Here is a 25669-nt window from a genome sequence, read left to right on the forward strand (position 1 = left end):
ATATTCAGACTTTTTTGTGTTATTAAATATTACATATATATTTAGTAGGCAACATGATGAATAGTATTGAAGCGTTATTCTTTTGTATATATAGATTGATAAGTAATGATTATTGTCGTATAAGCATCAAAAATAGTATAGAGAAACAAAAATAACCGATCATATTTATATTTTCTACAAACTAAAGTCAATTTAGTTGACATGAAAAACACTCTCCGATAATATAGGTTCAATATTCAAAAATGGGAGCCATACGGAGGTGTCATCATGAGCATACAGCAGAGAGAGGAAGCGGCGAATCGCGGACCAATTGTGTGGGAACCGACAGATGCCGCAGAAGCAGTACAGTTAAAACAAACCTATGGAGCAGCGGCGGTATACGTAGCAGGTGGCACATTGCTGCGTACGCAATGGGAAAATGGAGTGGCTGCTTTTCCACAGCATATGATTCGATTGGATACTTTGCCCGGCATCGCTGACATTCAGGAGCATACCGATAGCCTATGGATCGGAGCACTGGCATCGCTAAAACAAGTCGGTATTCATGAACAAGTAGAACGATATGCACCTGTTTTGTATAGTGCCTGCAAGCATATCGCCGCACCCTCGATCCGTCATTTGGCGACCATCGGTGGTAATATTGCGTCCGCTGTAGGGGACGCACTGCCAGCATTGCTTGTACATCATGCGATACTGGTATGGGCAGATTCGGAGCAAGCGCAAGGTATACAGGAACAGCCAGCCGTTGATTGGATGGAGCAACTACGGACTGGTCAGAAACATACACAGGCGGTATTGCTCGGTATTCATATTCCAAAAGAACCTGTATCTGCGGCAACAGATATCGTTGCCAATATAGATGATTTTCATTTGGAGAATGGATCGACTGCTAAAGCGCGATGGAATGAAATGCAACATGATATGAGTCACGATCCATTCATCAGATTACAGCGTGATGAGATGCACATGCTGTCTGCTGGCGGTATGCAGGATAGTGCAAGTGTGCAGCGTTGGAGCGATTCGTACGGAGATACATGGCAGGAACTAGGCTTTTTCCGCAAGTTAGGACGACGCGAAGCGTTTACGCCATCGCTTGTCACGGTAGCATTTCGAGCATGGATGGGGGAGGATGGACGCTTGCTGCATGTGCGTATGGCGGCAGGTGGTGGCTCCGGTTTAGGCATGCGATTGTATACATGTGAGCAATGGCTGGAAGGTCAAGTGTATGATCCATCTATTACTACGTCACTGGCAGAGATGGTTACAGCGGAGTTTGTCAGCTATAGCGATCCCTTTGCAGCAGATACGTACCGTCAGCGCAGCGCTGGCAATCTGCTGGCAGCAGGACTGTGGGAAAGTATTCAGGCAATGGAGAAAAGGGGGTAACCGTTTATGCTGCTGAATCGTGAGAATAGCGGGGAACGCTGGCGTAAACGCCGGGACGGCAAAGAAAAGGTCACAGGCGAGCTGCGTTATCTGACCGATATGACCGCTGAACATATGTTATATGGACGTGTGCTGCGCAGTGAACATCCACATGCACGCATTGTATCGCTCGATACATCGGCAGCGGAGCAGTATCCGGGTGTGATTGCTGTCATTACGCACCATGATGTGCCAGGCTTAAATCGCTTTGGCATCGCCACACCGGATCAGCCTGCGCTATGCGAAGACCGGGTGCGTTATATCGGTGATGCTATCGCGGCAATAGCAGCGGAATCACCGGATATTGCCGAGCATGCTCTATCCCTGATTGCTGTTGAATACGAGGTGCTGGAGACGCTGACCGATCCACTGCGTGCCTTGGAGGAGTCTGCGCCGCGTCTGCATCCGCAAGGTAATGTGCTGCATCGCACCGCTGTCAAATATGGTGATACCGATACGGCATTGAAGCGCTGCGCATATGTGGTTAAACAGGAATACAGCACACCGCGTCAGATGCACGCGTATATGGAAACGGAAGGTGGTTTGTTCATACCGGAACCGGATGGCAGACTGACCGTCTATGCACCGACCCAGCATGGATACAAGGATCGGATGCAGATTGCTCGCATTCTCGATTGGGAAGAGGAGCGTATTCGTGTTATTTCCAGTCCCATCGGTGGTTCCTTTGGCGGTAAAGATGAGTTGAATGTGCAGCCTTACGGTTCATTGCTTGCACTGAAAAGTGGACGTCCAGTCAAAATGCACAACTCGCGCAAGGAATCGGTACGCGCGGGCTTGAAGCGTCATCCGATGAAGATTGAGATGGAGACGGGAATGGATGAACATGGTCATGTACTGGCGCATCGGGTTCGCATCGTTGCCGATACAGGGGCATATGCTACGCTGGGAGCACCCGTGCTGAATTTTGCCACAGAGCATTGTATGGGACCTTACCGGATTGAGCATGTGGATGTAGAAGGTGTGTCGGTCTATACGAACAATGGAGTCTCCGGTGAATTCCGCGGCTTTGGTGGCAATCAGGCGATCTTTGCGATGGAAGGGCAGATGGATCGACTAGCAGAGCTGATTCAGATGGACCCGTGGGAATTTCGAGAATTGAACCGCCGTCACTCCACCGATCCTGGACCTTTGCAACAGCAAATCTGGGAAACGAATGGATTAGAGCAAGTTATGGAGACGTTGGAGCATTCCAAGCTGTGGCAACGCCGCAGTCAGCTGAAGCTGGATAACGATCAGCAGCCACCGTGGATCAAACGTGGAATTGGGGCTGCCTTGGCGATGCACGGAGCTGGGCTTGGTTACGGTATCGACGATCCCGCAGGCGGACGGCTAAGTCTCAATGCAGATGGTCAGATCGAAGTTGCCTTTAGTTATGAGGAATTTGGACAAGGCTTGATCGCTACTATGGAGATCATGCTGATCGATCTGTTTCAATGCCAATCATCCGATATTCATATCGTGATCGGTGATACAGACAAAGTGCCGCATAGCGGTTCCAGTACTGCGTCTCGCTCGACTACGATGGCGTGGATGGCATTACAGCGCTTGAAGGTCCCTTTTTTGGAGACGATTCTGTACAAAGCGCACGAGTTGACCGGCGTACCGCTGGAACAATTAACAACTGGACCGCAGGGAATCTGGCGACAAGCAGCAGGGCAGGTTCAGACAACTTACAAAGGAACCCCGTTATCATCAGATGCGGAATTTGTGCTGAACTATCGGGAAATTGTAGCGACGAGTACATCGGAAGAATTGATGTTTGACACCGAATTTTCGTATCCGACTACACCGGACGAAGTGGTTGGCGGACATTTTCTATATACGTATGCGGGTGTAGCTGCTGAGGTGGAAGTGAATACGCTAACCGGCAATGTCAAGCTGTTGGATACGTACCATACCGTTGCCGCTGGACCAGTCATCAATCCGATGGGGTTTATCGGGCAGATTGAAGGCGGTAGCGTGATGGCGCTTGGCTTTACATTAACCGAGGATGCGCTGATGCAAGATGGGCATTATATGACGAAAAATATGGATACCTATATAATTCCAACTATTCAGGATATGCACAGCTCGCTGGAAGTAGAAGTAATTGAGGATTTGCCGGACAATGATCCATTCGGTCCGCGCGGGATTGGTGAGATCGGTTCGGTTGCACTTGCACCAGCAATCACAGCGGCAATTCGGCAGGCGGTGGGCATCTGGGTCAATCATTTGCCAGTACCGCGCGAGCAATTGATTCAGCCGGTTCGTATGCGTCAGCAGGAAGGAGTCAGCACATGACAAAAACAACGGATATGAATTGGACAGCAGTCATTAATGGAGAAACGCAACAATTGACAGTGAACCCGTCGCGCCGTCTACTAGATATTTTACGCGCCGATCTGGATCTAACTGGTACCAAAGTATCCTGCGAAATTGGACGCTGTGGTGCGTGTATGGTACTGATAGATGGCGAACCAGTCAACTCGTGTCTGACGATGGCATATCAGTGCAGCGGAGCGGAGATCACGACGATTGAAGGATTGCATGGAGCATCGCCGCAGGAACTGCATCCAGTGCAGGAAGCTTTTTTAGAAGAAGGCGGATTTCAATGTGGATACTGTACGCCTGGCATGATCATCTCTACGACCGCCTTGCTACATCGCTATCCGCAGCCAGATGAGCAGCAGGTCAAAGAAGGATTGTGCGGCAATCTGTGTCGTTGTACTGGCTATGGCGGCATTTTGCGGGCGGTGGAGAGCGCAGCGGACAAATGCAGTCGTCAGATTCCCACCGTATCCTCGGCAGCTGATGCCCTGCAAACAGGGAGTAAATAATCCACTTCTTCTTTCATAATGCTACAATGACACATTCACTTTTCTGCTGAAATGTTATAGGAAGTAATGAATTTGTATGTTGCTATAGGATGGATACACGTAATAGATCTAAGCACCGTGAGGCACCACTGACGATGGAAGGACGATTCAGTCCCTATATCATCGGCAAATCCCCTCAATCGGTGCTTTTCTTTTTGATCCTAACTGTTATGACGGGGCAGTCATATACCGATCTAGATATAGATACAGTCGTACAATAGCATGTCGTATCCAGCATCTAACGATTATCTTTTCTGCTTCACCATGAAAAAGTGTTCACAGCCGTCGGTTCGTGGTATCATATAGCTTTGGCGCCGACTGATTCTTCTGTTTAACGTATCGACAGCCAAAATCAGTACGAGGGCGCATGACCGGATTTTGCATATATGGCAGGAAGCGGCGGTGCTTTCGGCGAATACTTACCGGAACAGGCTGAATAGCTGGATGAAGGAAAAGGGGAACGTCCTTTTTTGTCTGAATTGTCAAATAGGACGTATCATAAACACTACAGATTGGATGTGCAATCTGTCACCATACAAGCGGCTGGGGGAGCGCAAGCAGGCTGCTGGAATCATGGCATACGATTGAAATCTGACCTGTAACACGACTGGATGGCACAGGCAGTACCTCGCCATCCGGCATTTCCCTTCCCTATACCCGCAAGATGAAAGGCAACAAGGAGGGGAATCTTTGGAACGCGAAGCAATGAATGATATGGAACAACTAGCAGATCACTATTTCCCATCAGGGAATTGGCATATGGTTGAAGGCAAAGGCGGCATGAACAACACAACAATGTTTATTGATCATGCCTCACAGCGTTATGTGCTGCGCCGCTATGAAACGCATCGGGAACCGGACAAGGTACGGTATGAGCATGAGGTGCTGTTTACACTGCCGGAAGTACTGACCGATCTGGCGATTCCCAAGCCGGTGCGCGATCAGAATGGCAACACCATCTATGTAGCTGAACCGAATCAGCAGCCCGGCGAGCAAGGTGGTCGTCTGGCGGCTTTATTTCACTATATGGATGGAAGCAATCCAGAGCTGGTAACCGATGAACAGCTATTTCAATTTGGTAAAACGGCAGGACGCTTGTCAGCAGCACTGTCGCAGATCGATATTGATCTGCATCCAGTGTATCCGCCGTATTATCGTCTTGGTCAATCGTATCCGTTATGTAGTCCGGGCAGATTGGAAGCCTTTTGCGCCAATCCACCAGAGGACTTTGCTTGTATTCGTGAGACATTGAACCGAATCGGTGAGCGTCTTGGCGAACAGCTGGTGCGTATTGCCCGACTCGCTTCTCTGCCGCATCAGCTCATTCACGGCGATCTGAATGCGTCGAATATGCTGCAAGCGGAAGATGGACAGATTACAGCGATTCTTGATTTTGAATTTGTTACACGAGATCTTCGTGCAATGGAACCAGCGGTGTGTCTGTCTGATATGCTGACCAGCATGGAATGGAGTGCCGGTGACGAACGTCGGTGTACGGCTTTTCTCAAAGGCTATGCCTCTGTCGTTCGGCTAACAGAAGCGGAGGCGGTGCGCTTGCCGCTACTCATTCTGCTGCGGCGGATGGATGTATTTATGCACTTCTTGAGTCGATACTTTGAAGGCATTGATCAGGCGGATGTAGTCATTTCGCAAGCGAAGCGACTGGATGAGGGCTTGAATTGGTATAAACAAAGCGGTCCTCTGCTCAAAGCAGTCAGCCGCCGGATTTTTGGATATGAGGATACGAATTAAAAAGCAAAGAGGTGGGCATACTACAGATGCCCACCTCTTTTTTTATCGATTGGATACTGGTGCTTGGAATGGAACAGAATGATTGTATCGTAGTATCCAATCCTAACATAGGAAAACATAATACATAAGATCATAACGCTTAAAAACAATATCACACCAGACTGCGTAGCCAGCTGCGGATTGCCCACCCGCGTTCGCTGCGCTTTTTGTATTTGGGTAGGGAACGGTAGACATTAACCGCTTCGCGGAACGATTGCTTGGCTTCCTGCTCACGTCCTAATGAGCGATCCAACTGACCAAGCATATAGTAAGCGCGGCACGAGGAGGATTGAATATTACGGAATTGTTCCAGTACCTGTAGTGCCTTTTGCTGATCATGACGTGCGTAGTGACTCGCCAGTCGCAGATACGGCTCACCATATTTCACTCTAGGATTCAGCTCTAGTGCTTTTAAGATATACTGTTCTCCAGTTGTTGCATCACCCGTATGCAGTAATGCTGTGCCGAGATCATCCCAATACTCGGCAGAATCCTCATACGCATGACGTATTTGCTCTAGCCATTGCCGAGCTTCCCCATACCGGCGACGTTCCAGCAGCAGGCGTGCTAGGTCATAACGCGCCGACATATCACTTGGACTGTTGTCTGCTTGCCGACGTAAGGCTCGAATTCGGCTCATGCGTTTGAGTGGTTTCACAAAGCTAGGGAAAATGCCGACAAACCGACGATCCAGCACATAAATGATCACAAGCATCACAATCAGCGCTAGAAACGGATTGCCGAGTAGCCACCACAGAATGGAAAAGATAAAAATTTTACTCATCGTACTCCTCCATATTCACATTCACTTCCGTATACGCTTGCGAACAACCGTATCCCACATCTTTTCAAAAGAAAGGAAAAGCGGCTCCATATGAGGTTCCCATTGCGCACGTAGGGATACCGATTCATCATTTCGTTCCGGCAGCGCATCCCATGTAATCCACACAATGTGGCAATCTCCATGTTCATCGCGCTGTTCTGTATCAAAACAGACGACCCCTTGTCCATCTTCGCCAATGGCAAATGGGATATATCCCGCCTCGATCAACTCACGCCATTGCTCCATTAGCTCTCGTATAGCCGACAAACCGCGGTTGGTAGCCAAGGAGGGGAACAGAAAGGAGTTGCAGCTTGCTGACATGTCCCCATTTGATTCAACGTTTGGAAACTGCCATTCCAGCAGATGATATGCCTGTAGAAAAGCTCGGTATAATGGAGGAAGCTGTAATCGATACTCCTGTTCTAACTGATTCACTTGTGTCACAGAGATCGAAGAGGGCACTGGCTTCCAAACAGCCCAATCGTCATCCTCCAACAGCGATTCAGGAATGCCTTCATTACTTCCCAGCATATCAGCGGGAATACCATCAGCAACCGTCAAGAATAACACGCGTGAGTGTAGATCGTTATATATATCATCAATATGCGTACGGACATAATGAATGTATTCTGGCTCTGTTGTCATGGATAAGCCCCCTTCTTTGCTCCTATCGGTACAACCATCGGCGTACATGATCTCTTTTTAAAATTATGTAGTTTTTTTACACCATTTTAGTGTAAATGATGTTACAATATGTGGCAAGAAATGCTTTTGTTATAAAATGTTCACGTTAACATTATTGAAAACAACATAGTAACGAACCTTATACCATTCAACGGAGGGTAATCCATGACAATGAGCAAAACACAGCCGCTACTGCGTTCCCATCTAACGGGCGAGAACGAACGGCGCCAGCATGAAGTGATCCGGCAGCAGCCGCTCAAAATATTGCAGATTGGCGATGGCAATTTCCTGCGTGGGTTTGTGGACTGGATGATTCACGAGATGAATGCCAGCGGCAAGTATCACGGCAGCGTCGTTTTAACGCCCGCTACTCCGCGTGGCGCACATCGACTGGAAAAGATGGCGAATCAGGAAGGTCTCTACACTTTATTGCAACAAGGATTACAGCATGGCGAAAAGGTGGAAAAGCGTCAGCTAATTTCTGTATTCCGCGATTATGTGAATCCATATGAGGAGTGGGAAAGCTTTTTGCAGCTTGCAGAATTGGAATCGCTGGATGTGGTCGTGTCCAATACGACAGAGGCAGGGTTAACATATGTGGAGCTGGAATATGTGCCCGGGCAGCACATTGTGAATTTTCCAGCGCGATTGACGGTCTTTTTGCAGCGACGATTTGAGAAGTTTGGCGCTGATCCGAAGCGAGGCTTGATGATTCTGCCATGCGAGTTGGTAGAGAATAACGGCGATCTACTCAAAAGCTTTGTGCTACGCTACGCGCGCGAATTCGGCTTTGGCGAAGACTTTTGCGAATGGGTAGAGCAGCATCAGCTATTTTTGAACAATTTGGTGGATCGTATTGTCACGGGGATGCCGGAGCCGAATGAATATGCACGTCTCACCAATAGCTGGGGGTATGAGGATCAGTTTTTGACCTCGGCGGAGCCGTATTATATTTGGGTCATTCAGGGGGATGCTTCATTGGATCAGCGTCTGCCGTTCGTACAATCTGGGTTGAATGTAAAATGGGTGCAAGATCTCGCGCCGTATCGTCAGCGCAAGGTGCACATTCTGAACGGTGCGCATACCTTGATGATGCCGGTCGGTCTGTTGTATGGCAAGAGCACGGTGCGTCAATTGATGGAGGACGAGCAGCTTGGCAGTTGGGTGAAGCAGACCATCGCTGAGGAAGTGATTCCATCGTTGGGATTACCGTCGGAAGAATTGCAGCGGTATGCGGACGAGACATTTGAACGATTTTATAATCCGTATCTAGAGCATCGGCTGCTGGATATTGCCATGAATAGCTTGAGTAAATGTCAGGCGCGTCTATTACCAATACTGAAAGCGTATACAGAAAAACAACAGCAATTGCCACAGCAGATCGTACGGAGTTTATCCGCATTGCTGCTGCTGTATAAGGTGCAACCGGTGGAGCAGAGCGGGCAGACCTCCTTCCGCAGTCTGACATTGGAAGGTCAACCGCTGGAAATCCGCGACAATCCAGAGTGGTTGCAACGATTATCTTCCTATTGGCAGTCCAGCCATCCAGTAACAGAGCAGGATTGTCAGGTCAATACGCAAGATGTGGTCTTACAAATATTGAGCGATACCGTGATCTGGCAGGAGGATTTGACACAGATTCCGGGGTTGGCGGAGCAAATTACATTTAATCTTAATCATATGGGGGCGCAATGGTCATGAATACAATGATTCGCGATTATATTGCTATTCAAAAACAGGATGATGTTGTAATTGCATTGCGGGATATGGAGCCGGGCGATACGCTGCTATTAGACAATGGACAGGTGCTCACTATAACCGATTCCGTGCCGCGCGGTCACAAAGTAGCGGTGCATCCGATTCCGTCTGGGCAAGATGTGATCAAATATGGCTTTTCCATTGGCAAGGCGACCGCTGATATTAAACCGGGACAATGGATTCACAGTCACAATCTGCATACCGGTCTGTCTGGTACGCTCGATTACGAATATCAGCCAGAGCATAGCTGGCAGCCACGAAGCATTCCAGCACATTTGCAGCAGTTTGACGGCTATTTGCGACCGAATGGCGAAGCCGGTATTCGCAATGAAATCTGGATTATTAATACGGTCGGCTGCATTAACAAAATTTGTGAAGCACTTGCCCGCACTGCCCATATGCAGATGGCTGGTCGTGTAGATGGTGTGTATCATTTCCCACATCCGTTTGGCTGCTCGCAGCTGGGCGATGATCTAGAGTACACGCGTCAATTGCTTACCTCGCTCGTTTTACATCCAAATGCGGCTGGTGTGCTGGTTATCGGTCTGGGCTGTGAAAATAACCAGATCGAGTCCTTCGCTGCTGGTATTCCACCGGAATATGCTGGCAAAATCCGCTATCTGAAAGCCCAAGAGGAAGATGATGAGATGGAAGCGGGCATGGGGTATTTGGAAGAATTGGTATCGCAGGCAGAGCAGGAGCAACGTCAGCCCTTACCTTTGTCCAAATTAAAGATCGGTCTAAAATGTGGAGGTTCGGATGGACTATCCGGTATTACTGCGAACCCACTCGTCGGTGAAGTAGCGGATCTGCTCGTATCCGCAGGTGGCACCGCGATTCTAACGGAGGTGCCTGAGATGTTCGGCGCAGAGACGATTTTGATGAATCGCTCGTCGGATGATCATATTTTCGGGCAGATGGTAGAGCTGATCAACGGCTTCAAGCAGTATTTTGTCAACCACGGGCAAAATATTTACGAGAATCCATCCCCTGGCAACAAGGCAGGCGGTATTACTACACTGGAAGAAAAATCACTTGGCTGTACTCAAAAGGGTGGTCATTCGCAGGTGGTGGATGTGCTGCGATATGGTCAGCGTGTGCATCGTCCGGGGCTGAATATTGTGGAAGCACCAGGCAATGATCTCGTCTCTGTTACCGCATTGTCAGCAGCTGGCGCGCATATCGTGCTATTCACAACGGGGCGCGGTACGCCATTTGGTGGTCCAGTGCCAACGGTGAAGATCGCTACTCAATCTGATCTTGCCAATCGTAAAAAGCATTGGATCGATTACAATGCGGGACAATTGCTGGAAGGTCGTGAGATGGAGCAGGTGGCGCTTGATCTGCTGGAACAGATTGTAGAGCTGGCTTCTGGTCGCCGCCAGACGAACAGCGAGCGTCACGGATTCCGCGAAATTGCCATTTTTAAAGATGGCGTTATATTGTAAAATTCAAGACTTCATTTTAAAATATGGAAGTGAAGGTAGTGGATGTGAATGAGGATGGAAATGGGAAAATCAAAATGATCCCTATGTAACCATCTCTCATACAGAAGCCAGCAGGTAATAAATAAAAGGAAATCTGAAGCAGCATCTCACAGGTACAAACCGAAGGGAGCAAATGTATGCCCGTTGAAGCAATGATAAAACGGCGTCCGTTGGGCAAAACAGGATTGGAGCTGTCACCGCTCAGTCTGGGAGCCGCTCCGCTGGGTCAGGTATACGGTCATGTGGACGAGCAGCAGGGTGTAAGGATGGTCCATGAAGCGCTGGATCAAGGGATCAATCTGGTCGATACCTCGCCATATTATGGCATTACCCGTTCGGAGCAAATGCTGGGACAGGCACTGCATGGTATCGCGCGTGATCGGTATGTATTGTGCACCAAGGCGGGTCGTTATGGTGATCAGGAATTTGACTTTTCCCATCAACGAATCCTACGCAGTGTGCATGAGAGTCTAGAGCGTCTGGGTACCGATTATGCGGATATTGTACTGCTGCACGATATTGAATTTGGCGACTTGCATACCGTGTTGGAAGAAGGTATTCCAGCGCTGCAACAGCTCAAGCAGGAAGGCATCATTCGCTATTATGGCGTATCGTGTCTGCCCCTTGACGGATACCGAATGGTGCTGGAGCATACGGATTTGGATGTAATCCTATCGTACTGTCATTATACATTACATGATTCGACGCTAGCGCAATTGCTGCCGCTATTGGAGCAGCGTGGTGTAGGTATAATGAATGCTGCTCCGCTATCGATGGGATTGCTGTCTGACAAAGGACCAGCATCGTGGCATCCCGCTTCGGAAACGGTACGTCGGTTATGTCAGCAGGCTGCTATACATTGTGCAGAACACGGTAGCAGTCTGCCTCAACTCGCTGTCCAGTATGCGCTATCCAATCCGCGACTGGCGACAACCATTGTAGGAACGGCAAGCTCCGAGGAATTGGCTGCCAATCTGGCATATGCTTCGCAGCCGCTAAATGAAGTGTTGCTAACAGAAGTGCTGGAATTGCTGCGACCGATTCAAGGAGAGAGCTGGCCGACCGGGCATTGGACAGTAGATGTACTGAATGGCAATCGTTCGGTGAGCTGGAAGGGAAGCCCTTTTGATTAATAAGGCATACGAGGATATATCAGATATGAGAATACGGCACTCGACATCATTTTGATAAATGTCACGAAATCATGGTTTATTTGAGCAAATTCGACAAAAATAGCGATACGTAAAATGTGTTTTTCTACATTTACGTATCGCTATTTTCATGTTACAATATGGATAGTGATGTATGGCATTATTTTACAGCTAAAATCACTGTTCCGTGACCCAGGATTTCAATGGAGGAATCCACCGGCTGATCATCCAACATATTGACGGTTGTTGTGGAGTTTAGCTCCACGGTGGCCGCTTCGGCGTTGTGATTCAGCAAGAACAGGAACGCTTGACCATCCTTGATCCGACGACCGGCTTCTACACCCGCTGGCGTATCCAATACCGGCTGGATCTGCTTCTGTTCTGACAGATGCTCCATCAGACCAGCGATGAATGATTCTTCACCATCAGAAGCGATATACCATGCTTCACCCCGACCGAATGTGTTACGCGTCAGCACTGGCATGCCTTTGTAAAAGTCATCGCCGTATTCTGCCAGCACCTCGGCACCTTCTGTATGCAGCAGATCGCACAGCATGCCGCAGGAATAGCTACCTTGCAGCGAACCGAGCTGATCCTTGAGTACGATGGAGTTGTGCATTGTTGGCAGAAGCGCATCAATCTCTTCGACCCAGATGCCCAGCAGCTTGCGTAGCTCGCCCGGATAGCCGCCGAGTGTCACGAGATCATTCTCGTTGACAATCCCGCTAAAGAAGGTGGTGACGAAGGTGCCGCCCTGTTCCGTAAAATGCTCCAGCTTGGCTGCAAGGCCCGGCTTGACCATATACAGTACAGGCGCGATGACCAGTTCATAATGGCTCAGATCGGCATCAACGCCGACGATATCCACCTGCACATTGCGGTCGTAAAACGCTTTATAATACTTATGAATCTGCTCGACGTAGTTCAGGGCAACGGTCGGCCCGCTGGACTTCTCAACCGCCCACCAGTTTTCCCAGTCGAACAGAATCGCTACTTTGGCTTCGATACGCGAATCCAGCAGCTGTTCACCGAGATGTTGCAGCTCGTGACCAAGTGAACTGGTTTCACGAAACACGCGAGTATTGCCATGCCCGACGTGCTCGATCACAGCGCCGTGGAATTTCTCGCATGCTCCAACCGAGCGACGCAGCTGGAAGAACATGACTGTATCGGCGCCGTGGGCAACCGCCTGATAACTCCACAGTCGCATGACGCCCGGACGCTTGAGTGAGTTATACGGCTGCCAGTTTTGCTGGCTTGGCGTCTGCTCCATCAGCATGAATGGCTCACCGTTCTTGATGCCGCGCATCAGATCATGAGCGAGTGCGGTAAAGCTAATAGGCGTTTTCAGACCCGGATAGTTATCCCAAGAGACGATGTCCATATACTTAGCCCATTTGAAATAATCCAGCGGCTTGTAAAAGCCCATCAGGTTCGTTGTAATGAGCGCATCTGGAATAGCGGAGCGGATAGCATCGTATTCCAGACGGTAGCAGTCCAGCATACTGTCGGAATTGAAGCGAGCGTAATCAAGCGAAATACCTTGAAAGCTGGAATTGTTATCACCCCATTCCTCACTGCGATTGTCCGGTACAACGATCTCGTCCCAATCGTAAAAGGTATGACCCCAGAAGCCGGTATTCCATGCTTGGTTGACGGCTTCAATCGTCCCGTAGCGCTGCTTCAGCCAGACGCGAAATGCCTTTTCGCAATTGTCGCAATAGCATTCGCCGCCATACTCGTTGGAAATATGCCAGACGATAACTGCCGGATGCTCACGGTAGCGCTCTGCTAGACGGCGAGCAATCTCCGTCGAATAGGTACGATACGTCGGGCTATTCGGACAGGAATTATGGCGTCCGCCGAATTTACGCTTGCGTCCATCCTTATCGGTACGCAGAATATCGGGATAACGAGTCGCCATCCATGCCGGATGCGCACCAGTGCTTGTTGCCAGACAGGTGAAGATACCGTTTTCATAAAGGCTGTTGATCATATCGTCCAGCCATTCAAACTGGTATGTAAGCTCATCTGGCTGATTGCGCGCCCATGAAAACACGTTTAAAGTTGCAATGTCGATTCCGGCCTGTTGAAACAGCTCCAGATCTTCAAGATGAGTCTGGTGATCCCATTGTTCGGGATTGTAGTCGCCGCCATAAAAGATTTTGGGAAGTTTGCTGCTGATCAATGTTGTCACTCCTTGTATAAGAATAATTCTATGTTAAACCATAACAAAACCTTGTAAAATATAAGATAATGCTTCTCTGATATAAAAATACGGATATAGGATGTGAATGATCATGTACGTTACCAATCCACATCGCCGCTTTTTTAGCGAGCTGAAGGACCTGCAACTGCCGATTCATATGGAGAGCATTGGGGAGAATACCGATCAAGAAGCGATTGATCGTCCAGACGGGTATCCGTGCTATCATTGGCTGCAAACGGTACGTGGCGAAGGTGAATTTACATTCGGTGGTGCACGCTACAATGTCAGAGCTGGTTCCGGGGTATTGCTTGCTCCGCGCGACGCACACAGCTATCGTCCGATTAGTGGGATTTGGGAGACGACGTATGTGACATTCGGTGGTCCACAATCGCTGGCGCTGCTCTCTACATTTGGTTTGTCCCATTCTGCCTATTACGAGTGGGATCGGGATTGCGAACTCGAATTCTTTGCTGGCAATCTGCTGGGTGAGATTCGTAGCAATCGCGATTTGTCTGGCTTGGATACCAGTGCCGATTTATATCGCTTTCTGACACTGCTCAAAAAACATGGTCGTGTGAACAATCTGCCATCGCTATCGCATACTGTAGAGCGTCTGGCACCGTTAATGAGCTTTATGGAAGCCCATTATGATGATCCGAATATCGGTCTAGAGGATATGGCGCTTCAGGTTGGAGTCAGTGCACGTCATCTGAATACTTTATTCCGTCAAACATTCGGCATGACGGCATATGCCTATTTTATTCTGTTGCGCCTGCGCAAAGCGAAAGAACTGATGACCCTGTATCCACGTATGACGATTAAAGAAGTATCCGGTCAGGTTGGATTCCGCGATTCCAGTCACTTTGTCGCTACATTCCGTCGTCTGGAAGGCGTAACACCAGAGCAGTTCCGCAATCTGTATTGATCGCTGCGGCTTTTGTTTGATCCATCAGAGGAATCCATTCTGTGGACGTGATGAGATAAAATCAATCATCAAATGAATATAGGTACCGCATCAGGAGCAGGAACAGAATGGTAGGGAGTCAGCTAACAATTGTGTCCAAAACGATTCCGGTGTGTACCTGCTGTTATCCGTCTTCTGTACATTTAGGATTGAATCCATTCTCTAAAGCGCTTACAATGTAAACGTTTGGAGAATACGGCTGCCCCGGCTCCTATGTCGGGGCTTGTCTAGTTGCATAGAATGGAGGCTATACATACGATGGAGAACATTTGGATTCACGATTCATCTGTTGTGGATGATCAGGGAGAACGTCCGTATTTGCAGCCGTATCTGGTGCCAGATGCTCGCAGTGCGGTCATTGTGCTGCCCGGTGGCGGGTATGAATGTCGTGCAGATCATGAAGGTGGACCGGTAGCAGAATGGCTGAATGCCAATCATATCTCAGCCTTTGTACTGCAATATCGGTTATCTCCGCGACACCGTCGTACCCCGCTAGAAGACGGGCAAGCAGCGATTCGCCATGTACGTGCCAATGCTGCTGAATATGGGATTGATCCATCACGTATCGGGATTCTGGGCTTTTCCGCAGGTGGTCATTTGGCAGCGATGACAGGCACTGTATTTACGAAGCAGGAGACCAAGCTACTGAATAGTCTGCATCGTGAGGTCAGTTCGCGCCCCGATCTGATGATCCTGTGCTATCCCGTTATTACGATGAATGACTACGGTCATGAAGGCTCGCGGTTATCGCTGATTGGTCCCGATGCGCCGATAGAGATCGTTACTGGTGCCAGTGCGGAGCAGCAGGTGACGTCGCTGACACCACCGACCTTTATATGGCACACATCCGACGATGATCTGGTGCCTGTCCAAAACAGTCTACGGATGGCGCTGGCATTGGAGGAGCATGGAGTTCCGTTTGAGCTGCATGTGTATGAGCATGGTGGTCATGGTGCAGGACTGGCGCTTGATCATCCGGTCATGGGCGATTGGACAGAGCGCTGTATTGCTTGGCTGCATCGTCAGGGCTGGTAAGACAACGTACGCTTGATTATAGGGTTTCCTTTTTTTGTAATGAAATACGTACATTACCTCTATGTATGATCTTTCGATCATCTAGACAAACTGCTTCGTCTGGAAGCAGTTCTATATGTAAAGGAGCTGGAAGAGATGAAAATCGAGAAAAATGACGTACTGTTAATGATTGGTGATTCTGTCACGGACTGCGGACGTGCTCGTCCAGTAGGCGAGCATTGGGCGATTGGAGATGGCTATGTCGCTCTGGTAGAGGCACTGCTGCTAGCAGCATACCCAGAATATAATCTGCGAGTGCTAAATACCGGAACAAGCGGGGACCGTGTACGCGATCTCGAAGCACGCTGGCAAGAAGACGTGTTTGCGCATTCCCCAGACTGGGTATCCATTATGATTGGTATTAACGATGTATGGCGTCAGTTTGACCGTCCTGCGAATCCGTCAGAGCATGTATATTTGGAAGAATACGAGCAGACACTGCGCAGACTAGTCGAACAGACCATACCCAAAGTTAAAGGCTTGGTATTGCTGACTCCATACTATCTGAGCACAACAGTAGAAGACCCGATGCGCGCCACCATGGATGTCTACGGTGAGGCTGTGAAACGTATTGGTGCGGAAGCTGGTGTACCGGTTGTGGATACGCAGGCTGCCTTTGATGCGGTTGGTCAGCATATCTACCCTGCCTCTTTATCACATGGTTGGGATCATGTACACCCGAATACCAAAGGTCATATGATTTTGGCGCGCGCCTTTTTGAAAGCTGTCGATTACGATTGGAGCCGCGGTCAATAATACGTGCGCTATATCGCGCACCATACAGCGTATCGTTCAACATGCGTTGTTCGAATAGTACAATGCTCTCATGTACTGTCCATAATATCATCCTATATACGGTCAAGGAGGAATGGCATGAAGACATATCAAGCGGAACTTGTACTGGATGCACGCGCCAAGTTGGGCGAGGGTCCATCATGGGATGCCCAGAGCGGCAAGCTGCTATGGGTCGATATTGAAGGCTTTATTTTGCATCAATACGATCCTGCTACGGGTCATGACGATGTACTGGAAGTAGGAGAACATATCGGTGCAGTGGTGCCGTATATCCCCGGTGAAGTCATTGCTGCCTTGGAAAGCGGATTGTACCGGATTGAGCTGGCTTCTGGCACCAAAACGCTAATCCATGATCCAGAGGAGGGGCGCCCCGGCAATCGCTTTAACGATGGCAAATGCGATCCAGTCGGTCGACTGCTGGCAGGCACAATGAGTTTACAGGGTGAGGAAAAGCAGGGAGCCTTCTATAGTATGGATCAGCAGGGTAATGTGCGTCTGCTGCTGGATGAGGTGTCCACTTCCAACGGATTAGCATGGAGCAGTGATGGTCGTACGCTGTATTATATCGATACGCCTACATTGACAATCACCGCATTTGACTATGATCTGGATACAGGTGATATTGCCGATGGTCGTGCCGTTGTAAAGCTGGATGATAGTGATGGCTATCCCGATGGTATGACGATTGATGCCGAAGGAATGTTATGGGTAGCGCGTTGGGGTGGCAATCAAGTCACACGCGTGAACCCATCCAGTGGTGAGATTATTGGCAAAGTGGAGGTGCCTGCTTCCTCTGTGACATCGTGTGTATTTGGCGGACCTGATCTGGATACACTGTATATTACGACCGCACGAGGAGACGGTAATGCTGACGAGCCGCATGCTGGTAGTTTGTTCCAAGTGAAGCCCGATGTGAGAGGTACTGCAACGATCGCATACAATCTCGGTCAAGAGGCATCTTGGAGAGATCAGTAGTCTATACCATGTACATGTAACTGTATGGTTTTTGAACCGAACGAAGATGAAGACAGGTAGGGATAAAATATTCACTGTATTCCTCTCTGATCTATGTTTATCGTTTTCGCATAGCTGTGCATGAATCGAGACCGTAGCCCCAATGTTGGGAGCTGCGGTCTTCGTATGTTACGGTAGTACCACTCAATATGAGGAAGCTGATATAATACACGATAGTGGTATAAATAAGCAGTAGACAAGCGAACCTACATATGCAAAGGAGGGGATGATCACTGATGATGTTTACAATTGAAGAATGTGAGCAAGCATTGACCGAACATGATCTGGATACGCTGGAGCAGCAGCTTGGAAAGGTATTTCCGCCTGCTTACCGTCAGCACGTTTTGCAATATAACGGTGGATATTTATCGTACGAATGGATGGAGCGGGGACAGCTTGGCTTTGGTGGCTTTAACGAAATTCGATATGGGGAATTACCAGCCGAACAATTGTATGCTGATCTATTGAAGTGTTTTCCAGAGCTAGAGTATTTGTTTCCATTTGCATATGATCAGGGAGGGGATTGCTTTTTGATCTCTCTACGGGATGGCTCGGATTATGGTGAGATTTATATTTGGATGATGGATGAAAAGGAGTTGGTACCAGTTGCTGATTCATTTGAGCACTTCTGGTGGCGATTGCAGACGGAAATTGATGAATCCGAATAAAGAAAAGAAAGATGGATGCGTACACATGTTCATGAAGGCAAAAAATCGGTGTTTTTTGGCGATAGTATTCCATTAGGGTATGGGCTTCAAGCGGGAGAGCATAAGAAAGCTGATATAATACATGAGAGTGGTATAGATAAGCTGTAGATAAGCGAACTTACATAGGGAAAGGAGTGTATGATTACTGATGATGTTTACAATTGAAGAATGTGAGCAAGCATTGACTGAACACGATCTGGATGCGCTGGAACAGCAGCTTGGAAAGGTATTTCCGCCCGCGTACCGTCAGCACGTTCTACAATATAATGGTGGGTATTTATCGGACGAATGGATGGAGCGGGAGCAGCTTTATTTTGGCGGCTTTAATGCGATTCGCTATGGGAAATGGCCTGCTGAACAATTGTATGCTGATCTGCTGGAAGACTTCCCAGAGCTAATATATTTGTTTCCATTTGCATATGATCAGGGAGGGAATTGCTTTTTGATCTCTCTACGGGAAGGCTCGGATTATGGTGAGATTTATGTTTGGATAATGGAAGAAAAGGAATTCGTGCCAGTTGCTGATTCATTTGAGCACTTCTGGTGGCGATTGAAGACGGAAATTGATGACTCTGAATAAAGAAAAGAGGAAACTGATATATAGATAAACGAACCTACATAAGCAAAGGAGTGTATGATCACTGATGATGTTTACGATTGAACAATGTGAGCAAGCATTGACCAAACATGATTTGGATGCACTGGAGCAGCAGCTTGGAAACGTATTTCCACCTGCTTATCGTCAGCACTTTTTGCAATATAATGGTGGATATTTATCGGATGAATGGATGGAGCGGGGGCGGCTTGGCTTTGGCGGCTTTAATGAGATTCGATATGGGAAACGGCCAGCTGAACAATTGTATGCCGATCTATTAGAATGTTTTCCAGAGCTAGAGTATTTGTTTCCCTTTGCTTATGATCAAGGAGGAAATAGCTTTTTAATCTCCCTACGGAAAGGCTCGGATTATGGTGAGATTTATATCTGGTTGATGGATGAAAAGGAATTGGTGCCAGTTGCCGATTCATTTGAGCACTTCTGGTGGCGATTGAAGACGGAAATTGATGACTCCGAATAAAGAAAAGAGGAAGATGGATGAACACGGATTTTTATCAAGGCAAAAAAGCAGTATTTCTTGGCGATAGCATTACATTCGGCTATGGGCTGCAAGCGGGAGAGCGCGCCTATCCAGAACTGGTTGGAGAACAGCTGGGGTTTGCGCAGGTTGATAATCATGGCATTTCGGGAAGTAGTGTCACCAGTGGTGGGCATGAACCGATGTGCGAGCGTTTGGATCAATTGAATGATGAGGCGGATATTCTGTTTTTCATGGGAGGACGTAACGATTTTTCCATGGGAACTGGTGATTTTGGCGATATAAATAGTGATCCACAACAAACCGATACCTTTTACGGAGCGTTAAAATATATTGCTGAGTTTTTTATTACCTCTTATCCGAGTAAACTGATCGTTTTTGTAACTCCGCCACATGGCTCAAGTGATGCAGTGCCCGAGCATTTACCTAATTCGGTTACAGGAAGAACATATGGTGATTACGCCGAAGCCGTGCGAGAAGTGGCTGCGCATTATTCGCTGCCTTGCTGTGATCTGTGGAAAATTGCAGGGGTTCAGCCTTTGTTGCCCGTGCATCGTCAGATGTACTTCACAGGCGAGCAAGGCATACCGGATGGGCTGCATCCCAATCAAGCAGGGCATCAACGCTTAGCGGAGCGGTTAAGTGGATTTTTAAAAACATTGGTGTAATGGGTATATACAAGAGTGGATAGGCATGAGGGAGGAATGAAATATGACTGGCAAAGCCATTGATACATTTATTCGCAATGAGCGCGAAGCCTATTGGGCAGCGTGGGCAGATCAATTAGCAGTGAAATTTGCCGAACGTGCAGCCAAGCACGATGCGGAAGGCTCCTTTCCGTTTGACAATTTTGATGATCTGAAACGGGCAGGCTATCCCAAGTTAACCGTCAGTCGTGATTATGGCGGCGACGGCTTATCGCTGTACGAATGGTTGATCATACAGGAGCGTATTGCCTGTGGCGACGGGTCTACAGCGCTTAGTGCGGGTTGGCACGGTCATATGATGCTCCATTTCCGTGAAGCGGGCGATTGGCCAGATCCGACTTTTTCCGAATTTTGTCGTGATGTTGTAGCGCATGGGAATATGATCAACAAATTCGCCAGTGAGCGTGCCACGGGAAGTCCAACGCGCGGCGGTCGTCCAGAAACGACAGCCGTACGTACTGAAGGTGGCTGGTTGCTAAACGGTCGCAAAACGTACAGCACGCTGAGTCCACTGCTGACGGATTTTATCGTTAGTGCTGGGATAGATGGACAAGCGGAGGTGGGCGATTTTCTGATTCGTTCACGCGAAGGCATTACCGTCGATGAGACGTGGAATACACTCGGTATGCGGGCGACAGGCAGTCATGATGTCGTGCTGCAAGATGTATTTGTCCCAGATCGTCAACTGTTGACGACGTACATTCCCGGCGTATCCAAAAAAGTGAATGACGACGGCGATGGCACAATGCTGCATATTCCGGCATGTTATCTTGGCATCGCTTATGCTGCGCGTGACTTTGCGCTAAACTATGCTGCCCACTATACGCCGAATAGTCTGAATGAGCCGATTGCCACATTACCGCATATTCGTCAGTGGATCGGTCAGATCGAGAGCGAGCTACGCCTAGCGCGGACGCTGCTGTATGATGTGGCGGATCGCTGGGATCGCGAGCCAGAGCAGCGTCGTTACCTGCGTCCAGATGTGGGGCTGGTCAAATACAATGCGGTACATCTAGCGAATCAGGTGGTGGACAAGGCGATGAAAATCGTCGGTGGGGCAGCTCTATCCAAAAATCTACCGCTAGAGCGACTATACCGCGATGTACGTGCTGGACTGCATAATCCGCCAATGGAGGATGCAGTTATTCAGACGATGGCGCGTACTGCACTGGCTGAGCTAGAATCGGGTAATGAATCATAATCTAGCTGCTCACCATATAACAGTTGCGTCTATACTCATGTTATTGGTGACAACGCCTAACTAGATGTTAACGAGATCGAACTGTATCCCGATGTATAGAATCATCCAATCCATGTATGGAAGGTGATGGAGATGTCCCAACGTTTACAGAACTGGTCGGAATGGAATACCGATGAGCGTTTACAGGAATTGTTACGTATTGATTCTTCTTTATCGTTAGACGAAATAGAACAACTGCTGCCTACAGTACAAGATACAGAGAGCGATGATATTCTGCGGATCGAGATTTGGAAAGTGCTTGGTTTGTACAGTGACGAATCATCCAAGCCGTTGATTCGCACGACTGTGCATGATCACTGGCAGCATGAGCAGGATGAAGAATATGTACAAATTGCGATGCTAGAAGCGCTAGGTGCAATGGACGCCGAGCCTAAGGATATTCAGCTGGCAATCTCGATTGTGCAGAGTGAGGAGTATATTTTGGTTCGTTCAGCAGCTTTTGCGCTGCTGCGATATCATCGTCATATACCGCAGGCAAGAGAGGCACTGGAACAGCTGCAAACCGATCCTGATTTTGGTCAATCGGCAATCCAAGCGCTGCAAGAGCAATAAATGAACAACATTTGATCATCTACGGTAGATCCATTACCAGTTTGAGAAATAATTACGGTATGATAAACGAAATAGCCCCACTCCATAGAGTAGGGGCTATTTCGTTTGTTCCCGATGAAAGAGACACATGCCAACAGATGCTGTCTGTCATACCATCATGCAGACGGCACAAGCAGCTTCTATTGTTATGCTGGTATATTGCAGCATTACGCGCGAATATCCAGTGAGCCTCCCAGTGTCGGATGAGGAGCCTGTTTAATCATGTCGGCCATCTGCTGACCTTGCTGCTCTGCCATGTCTTTGGACAAGGACAGTACTTTCAAACCGACTGCCTGCGACACGGAACTCTGGCTGAGCGCTGTGGACAAAGAAGCGATATCCATGAGTGCATTCCTCCTTTCCTGCCTTTGAACAGGGCATACGTTTGTTATCGGCAAACGTCCTGTAAATGATTAACGATTCAAGCCCCGTAGTTGATCGTGAATCTGCAAAAAAAGTATCTTTTTAAGCTAATTTTTAGGTTAAAATCAGCTTCATTTCAGCTAGCCCGGTTAAGATACGTACATACCCCTTTTGAATATAGATATTGCCTACACCCCGCCCCTATCCCAGGCGGGGCACTTTTTTGTTTACATGCTATTGATGAAGGATGGAATACCGATTCGTATCTAGTAGGAACCGCCGCTGACAACGCATCAGCATGAAAATGAAGAGTATGCAGCATATAAAAATTGTATGTAACTTCTATGTTAAATAGAGAGAGACAGCTATAATTTTTTGGAAAAGAGAGGTACAATCAGCGCTCTAATGTATCGCTAAATGGAAATATTGTTCCTTTTCAAGCTGATTCTTCGAGCAGAAAAGGATGGATTTTCCTTATTTTTATACTGTTGTTTACACCATAAGTTGGACATTTTTACATAAAAAGATTTAAATTTGAAATTCCATCGTTTAAAATGGGAACAGATTCCAGATAGAGTGCAGCAGAATCTCACCATCATGATTGTTACATCCGTTTGTGCCGCTTGGAACCATTCCTATGAGAGAGCGAGCTGATCATGTGCAACGAATGAAGAAAATGGTAATGATGGTGATGATGCTGGTCGTATTCATTACGACACCAGCGCTGTTGCAGGGGGCAAATGATGTACATAAGGCAAGTGCGGCTGCGGCGTATGATTATACGCTGAACTTTCCCTCTTCACGTTATCCAGAGACTGCGGATCATATCCGTGATGCAATTGCAGACGGGCATTCCGCCATTTGCACGATTGATCGTCCTGGAGCAGATGAACGCCGCGCAGATTCGTTAAAAGGGGTTCCGACCAAGTCTGGCTATGATCGTGACGAATGGCCAATGGCGATGTGTTTAGAGGGCGGAACAGGTGCAGATATTCGCTATGTGACTCCTTCAGACAATCGTGGCGCTGGTTCGTGGGTTGGCAATCAGCTGGATGAGTATCCAGATGGCACACGCGTGAAATTTATTGTGCAATAATAGTAGGCTGTGACGCAAGCAAAATGAGAACCGTTCATATCAAACACACCTGCGAATGCAATATTGTTCGCAGGTGTGTTTTGCTGACTATTGATAGGCTATAAACTGGTACAACCTTAGAAGTCGTGACGAGTAACAGTAAACTGAAAGACAATCCCGAATGGATCGCGCACGATGGCATATCCACTGCTGAACACATTAGGTGCAAATGGTACAATAATCGTGCAGCGTTCATCGCTGACAAGCCGATCATATAGCTGCTCCATATCTTCATGCTGCTTGGACTGCAAACAAAGTGAGAAATGATTTCCTTCCTGCCACGGTCGTGTTGTATCCATAGAATCCTCGGCGATCATCCATTTGCCACTGCCCAGCTGCAACACAGAATGCGTTACATAGTGCTCCTCTCCTGGTTGTACCGAAAAAGTATCATCCATCTCTGCTAGCTGTTCATAAGTGACATACAGCAGCACTTCTGCACCTAGTACCTGCTTGTAAAATGCAATTGCTTCTGCCGCCTTGCCATTAAGCGATAAAAAAGGAATCATTTCTGTGGTCATTGTTAGTGCCTCCTCAAAAGTATGAATCAAACTACATTTCATACAATACAACCAAAAGGTGTCAAAAGATGAAACCTTTAAATGGAATGATGATAGAAGTAGAACAATCCATATTTGTAAGGTAAATGAGATTATAGTATAAGTGAGCATCCAAGGAGGATAAACGTTGTACACGATCATCCTAGCTATACATAGAAGTTCTCATCTATTCTGAAGTACAGAAAGGAATTCATATATGAGAAAAGCGGAACGGCTGCAACGGATGCAGCGTTATGTTCATCGTCATCAACGATTTACGCTGCGGCAGTTAATGGAGGAATTCCACATTTCACGTAGCACGGCGCTACGAGATGTAGAGTCATTAGAAGAGATCGGCTTGCCCATTTATGCAGAGCATGGGCGACACGGTGGCTACAGGCTGTTGGATACCGCGACATTGCCACCGGTTTCGTTTACCGTTAATGAAGTGCTGGCGCTATATTTTTCGATGCAGGCATTGCAAAGCTTTTCGGGCGATGCGTTTGGAGTATCGTTTCATTCGATTCATGCCCGTTTTCTAGATATTGTAACACCGCATCAACGAGAGCAGATTGAGCAGTTTCATCATCGGATTTCCTTTTATCATGGGGAGAAGGCAAGAACAGGGGAGTATTTGGAGCAAATGCTGCTGGCTGCTGTGCGGCAGCAGATTGTACATATAGAGTACCGTTCGACGCGAGGAACAGGGCAACGGCGCATCCAGCCTTTTTCTGTATATGTGATGCAAGGGTATTGGTATTGCCAGTCGTATGATCTGGATAAGGAAGCGTATCGTGTATTTCGCTGTGATCGAATTACAGCGGTTATGCTGTCAGATGAGAAGCCAAGGGAGCATTTGAGCCAATTTGATCTGCATAATGCACGTACGCTGCGGCAGCCGTCGGCGCAGGCGGTGCAGTTTCAATGTAGGGTACAGGATCTGAGCGAAGATGATCTGCGTGCACGTTTATTGCCGTCAATGACCCTAGAAGATAAAGTGGAAGACGGCTGGCATATATATGGCAGTTACGAACCGGAGGAGCAGGAATTTATCCTAACTTATCTGAGCGGGTTCGGTATGAACTTAAAGCAAGTGGAGCCGCCGCAGCTTCGGGACCAGCTGAAGCAGTATTATCAGCGGTTACTGGATCAGCTGTAAGTACAAAGTAGGCGGAGGGATATAGCGTGTGTAAGAAATAAAACAAGGCGAGTGGCATATCC

General features: G+C 48.0%; 24 protein-coding genes. 19 read left to right on the forward strand and 5 right to left on the reverse strand.

What is annotated here, in order from left to right; genetic code table 11:
* Positions 1-267: 267 nt before the first annotated feature.
* The 4 genes from ABXR35_RS04825 to ABXR35_RS04840 all read left to right on the forward strand — a co-directional run bounded on the left by ABXR35_RS04825 (position 268) and on the right by ABXR35_RS04840 (position 6053).
* A complete protein-coding gene (locus ABXR35_RS04825) occupies positions 268-1386 on the forward strand; it encodes an FAD binding domain-containing protein (protein WP_367056198.1) in 1119 nt (372 codons plus the stop codon).
* A gap of 6 nt (positions 1387-1392) precedes the next feature.
* Positions 1393-3726 carry a xanthine dehydrogenase subunit D gene (pucD, locus tag ABXR35_RS04830; protein WP_367056201.1) on the forward strand — a complete coding sequence of 778 codons (2334 nt, stop codon included), beginning with the start codon at positions 1393-1395 and terminating at the stop codon, positions 3724-3726.
* Complete coding sequence (locus tag ABXR35_RS04835) at positions 3723-4262, forward strand: (2Fe-2S)-binding protein (protein WP_367056203.1); 540 nt, start codon at positions 3723-3725, stop codon at positions 4260-4262. Before pucD ends, ABXR35_RS04835 begins: the two co-directional genes overlap by 4 nt.
* A 729-nt stretch (positions 4263-4991) precedes the next feature.
* Positions 4992-6053, forward strand: a complete 1062-nt coding sequence (locus ABXR35_RS04840; RefSeq protein ID WP_367056206.1) for a phosphotransferase — start codon at positions 4992-4994, stop codon at positions 6051-6053.
* Between the two features lie 151 nt (positions 6054-6204).
* Here ABXR35_RS04840 and ABXR35_RS04845 read toward each other — a convergent pair whose 3' ends face one another.
* Together ABXR35_RS04845 and ABXR35_RS04850 are read right to left on the reverse strand one after the other, a co-directional pair.
* A complete protein-coding gene (locus tag ABXR35_RS04845; protein ID WP_367056209.1) occupies positions 6205-6876 on the reverse strand; it encodes a tetratricopeptide repeat protein in 672 nt (223 codons plus the stop codon).
* Between the two features lie 21 nt (positions 6877-6897).
* A complete protein-coding gene (locus ABXR35_RS04850; RefSeq protein WP_367056211.1) occupies positions 6898-7560 on the reverse strand; it encodes an SMI1/KNR4 family protein in 663 nt (220 codons plus the stop codon).
* 204 nt (positions 7561-7764) lie between these two features.
* Here ABXR35_RS04850 and ABXR35_RS04855 point away from each other — a divergent pair, with 204 nt between their 5' ends.
* From ABXR35_RS04855 to ABXR35_RS04865, 3 genes are all read left to right on the forward strand, one after another.
* Positions 7765-9300 (forward strand): tagaturonate reductase, encoded by a 1536-nt coding sequence (locus tag ABXR35_RS04855; RefSeq protein ID WP_367056214.1) that lies wholly within the window; start codon positions 7765-7767, stop codon positions 9298-9300.
* On the forward strand, positions 9297-10805 hold the full coding sequence (locus ABXR35_RS04860; RefSeq protein WP_367056216.1) for a UxaA family hydrolase: 1509 nt from the start codon (positions 9297-9299) through the stop codon (positions 10803-10805). Before ABXR35_RS04855 ends, ABXR35_RS04860 begins: the two co-directional genes overlap by 4 nt.
* Positions 10806-10981: 176 nt before the next feature.
* Entirely contained in the window at positions 10982-11977 is a 996-nt protein-coding gene (locus ABXR35_RS04865) for an aldo/keto reductase (RefSeq protein ID WP_367056219.1), read from the forward strand.
* 178 nt (positions 11978-12155) lie between these two features.
* Here ABXR35_RS04865 and ABXR35_RS04870 read toward each other — a convergent pair whose 3' ends face one another.
* Positions 12156-14183, reverse strand: coding sequence for a beta-galactosidase (locus ABXR35_RS04870; protein ID WP_367056222.1), 2028 nt, complete (start codon positions 14181-14183; stop codon positions 12156-12158).
* Positions 14184-14295: 112 nt separating this feature from the next.
* Between ABXR35_RS04870 and ABXR35_RS04875 the strand changes: the two genes are divergently transcribed.
* The 10 genes from ABXR35_RS04875 to ABXR35_RS04920 all read left to right on the forward strand — a co-directional run bounded on the left by ABXR35_RS04875 (position 14296) and on the right by ABXR35_RS04920 (position 22372).
* Positions 14296-15129, forward strand: a complete 834-nt coding sequence (locus ABXR35_RS04875) for an AraC family transcriptional regulator (RefSeq protein ID WP_367056225.1) — start codon at positions 14296-14298, stop codon at positions 15127-15129.
* A gap of 297 nt (positions 15130-15426) precedes the next feature.
* On the forward strand, positions 15427-16203 hold the full coding sequence (locus tag ABXR35_RS04880) for an alpha/beta hydrolase (protein ID WP_367056228.1): 777 nt from the start codon (positions 15427-15429) through the stop codon (positions 16201-16203).
* A 135-nt stretch (positions 16204-16338) separates the two neighbouring features.
* Positions 16339-16998 carry an SGNH/GDSL hydrolase family protein gene (locus ABXR35_RS04885; protein WP_367056231.1) on the forward strand — a complete coding sequence of 220 codons (660 nt, stop codon included), beginning with the start codon at positions 16339-16341 and terminating at the stop codon, positions 16996-16998.
* Positions 16999-17115: 117 nt separating this feature from the next.
* Positions 17116-18012, forward strand: coding sequence for an SMP-30/gluconolactonase/LRE family protein (locus ABXR35_RS04890; protein ID WP_367056234.1), 897 nt, complete (start codon positions 17116-17118; stop codon positions 18010-18012).
* A gap of 275 nt (positions 18013-18287) precedes the next feature.
* On the forward strand, positions 18288-18719 hold the full coding sequence (locus ABXR35_RS04895) for an SMI1/KNR4 family protein (RefSeq protein ID WP_367056237.1): 432 nt from the start codon (positions 18288-18290) through the stop codon (positions 18717-18719).
* Positions 18720-18906: 187 nt separating this feature from the next.
* Positions 18907-19338, forward strand: coding sequence for an SMI1/KNR4 family protein (locus ABXR35_RS04900; protein ID WP_367056239.1), 432 nt, complete (start codon positions 18907-18909; stop codon positions 19336-19338).
* A gap of 64 nt (positions 19339-19402) precedes the next feature.
* Positions 19403-19834, forward strand: a complete 432-nt coding sequence (locus ABXR35_RS04905; protein ID WP_367056242.1) for an SMI1/KNR4 family protein — start codon at positions 19403-19405, stop codon at positions 19832-19834.
* Positions 19835-19851: 17 nt separating this feature from the next.
* Positions 19852-20520, forward strand: coding sequence for an SGNH/GDSL hydrolase family protein (locus ABXR35_RS04910; protein ID WP_367056245.1), 669 nt, complete (start codon positions 19852-19854; stop codon positions 20518-20520).
* Between the two features lie 43 nt (positions 20521-20563).
* Positions 20564-21760, forward strand: coding sequence for an acyl-CoA dehydrogenase family protein (locus ABXR35_RS04915; protein WP_367056247.1), 1197 nt, complete (start codon positions 20564-20566; stop codon positions 21758-21760).
* A gap of 132 nt (positions 21761-21892) precedes the next feature.
* On the forward strand, positions 21893-22372 hold the full coding sequence (locus ABXR35_RS04920) for a HEAT repeat domain-containing protein (RefSeq protein ID WP_367056250.1): 480 nt from the start codon (positions 21893-21895) through the stop codon (positions 22370-22372).
* 206 nt (positions 22373-22578) lie between these two features.
* Here ABXR35_RS04920 and ABXR35_RS04925 read toward each other — a convergent pair whose 3' ends face one another.
* Complete coding sequence (locus ABXR35_RS04925; protein ID WP_367056253.1) at positions 22579-22755, reverse strand: YjfB family protein; 177 nt, start codon at positions 22753-22755, stop codon at positions 22579-22581.
* Between the two features lie 686 nt (positions 22756-23441).
* Here ABXR35_RS04925 and ABXR35_RS04930 point away from each other — a divergent pair.
* Complete coding sequence (locus ABXR35_RS04930; protein ID WP_436669347.1) at positions 23442-23870, forward strand: sporulation protein; 429 nt, start codon at positions 23442-23444, stop codon at positions 23868-23870.
* 116 nt (positions 23871-23986) lie between these two features.
* Here ABXR35_RS04930 and ABXR35_RS04935 read toward each other — a convergent pair whose 3' ends face one another.
* Entirely contained in the window at positions 23987-24430 is a 444-nt protein-coding gene (locus tag ABXR35_RS04935) for a VOC family protein (RefSeq protein WP_367056259.1), read from the reverse strand.
* A 235-nt stretch (positions 24431-24665) separates the two neighbouring features.
* Here ABXR35_RS04935 and ABXR35_RS04940 point away from each other — a divergent pair, with 235 nt between their 5' ends.
* On the forward strand, positions 24666-25607 hold the full coding sequence (locus ABXR35_RS04940; RefSeq protein WP_367056262.1) for a helix-turn-helix transcriptional regulator: 942 nt from the start codon (positions 24666-24668) through the stop codon (positions 25605-25607).
* Positions 25608-25669: the final 62 nt, after the last annotated feature.

The sequence above is a fragment of the Paenibacillus sp. JQZ6Y-1 genome (assembly GCF_040719145.1).
In the GTDB taxonomy this organism is placed as follows: Bacteria; Bacillota; Bacilli; order Paenibacillales; family Paenibacillaceae; genus Saccharibacillus; species Saccharibacillus kandeliae.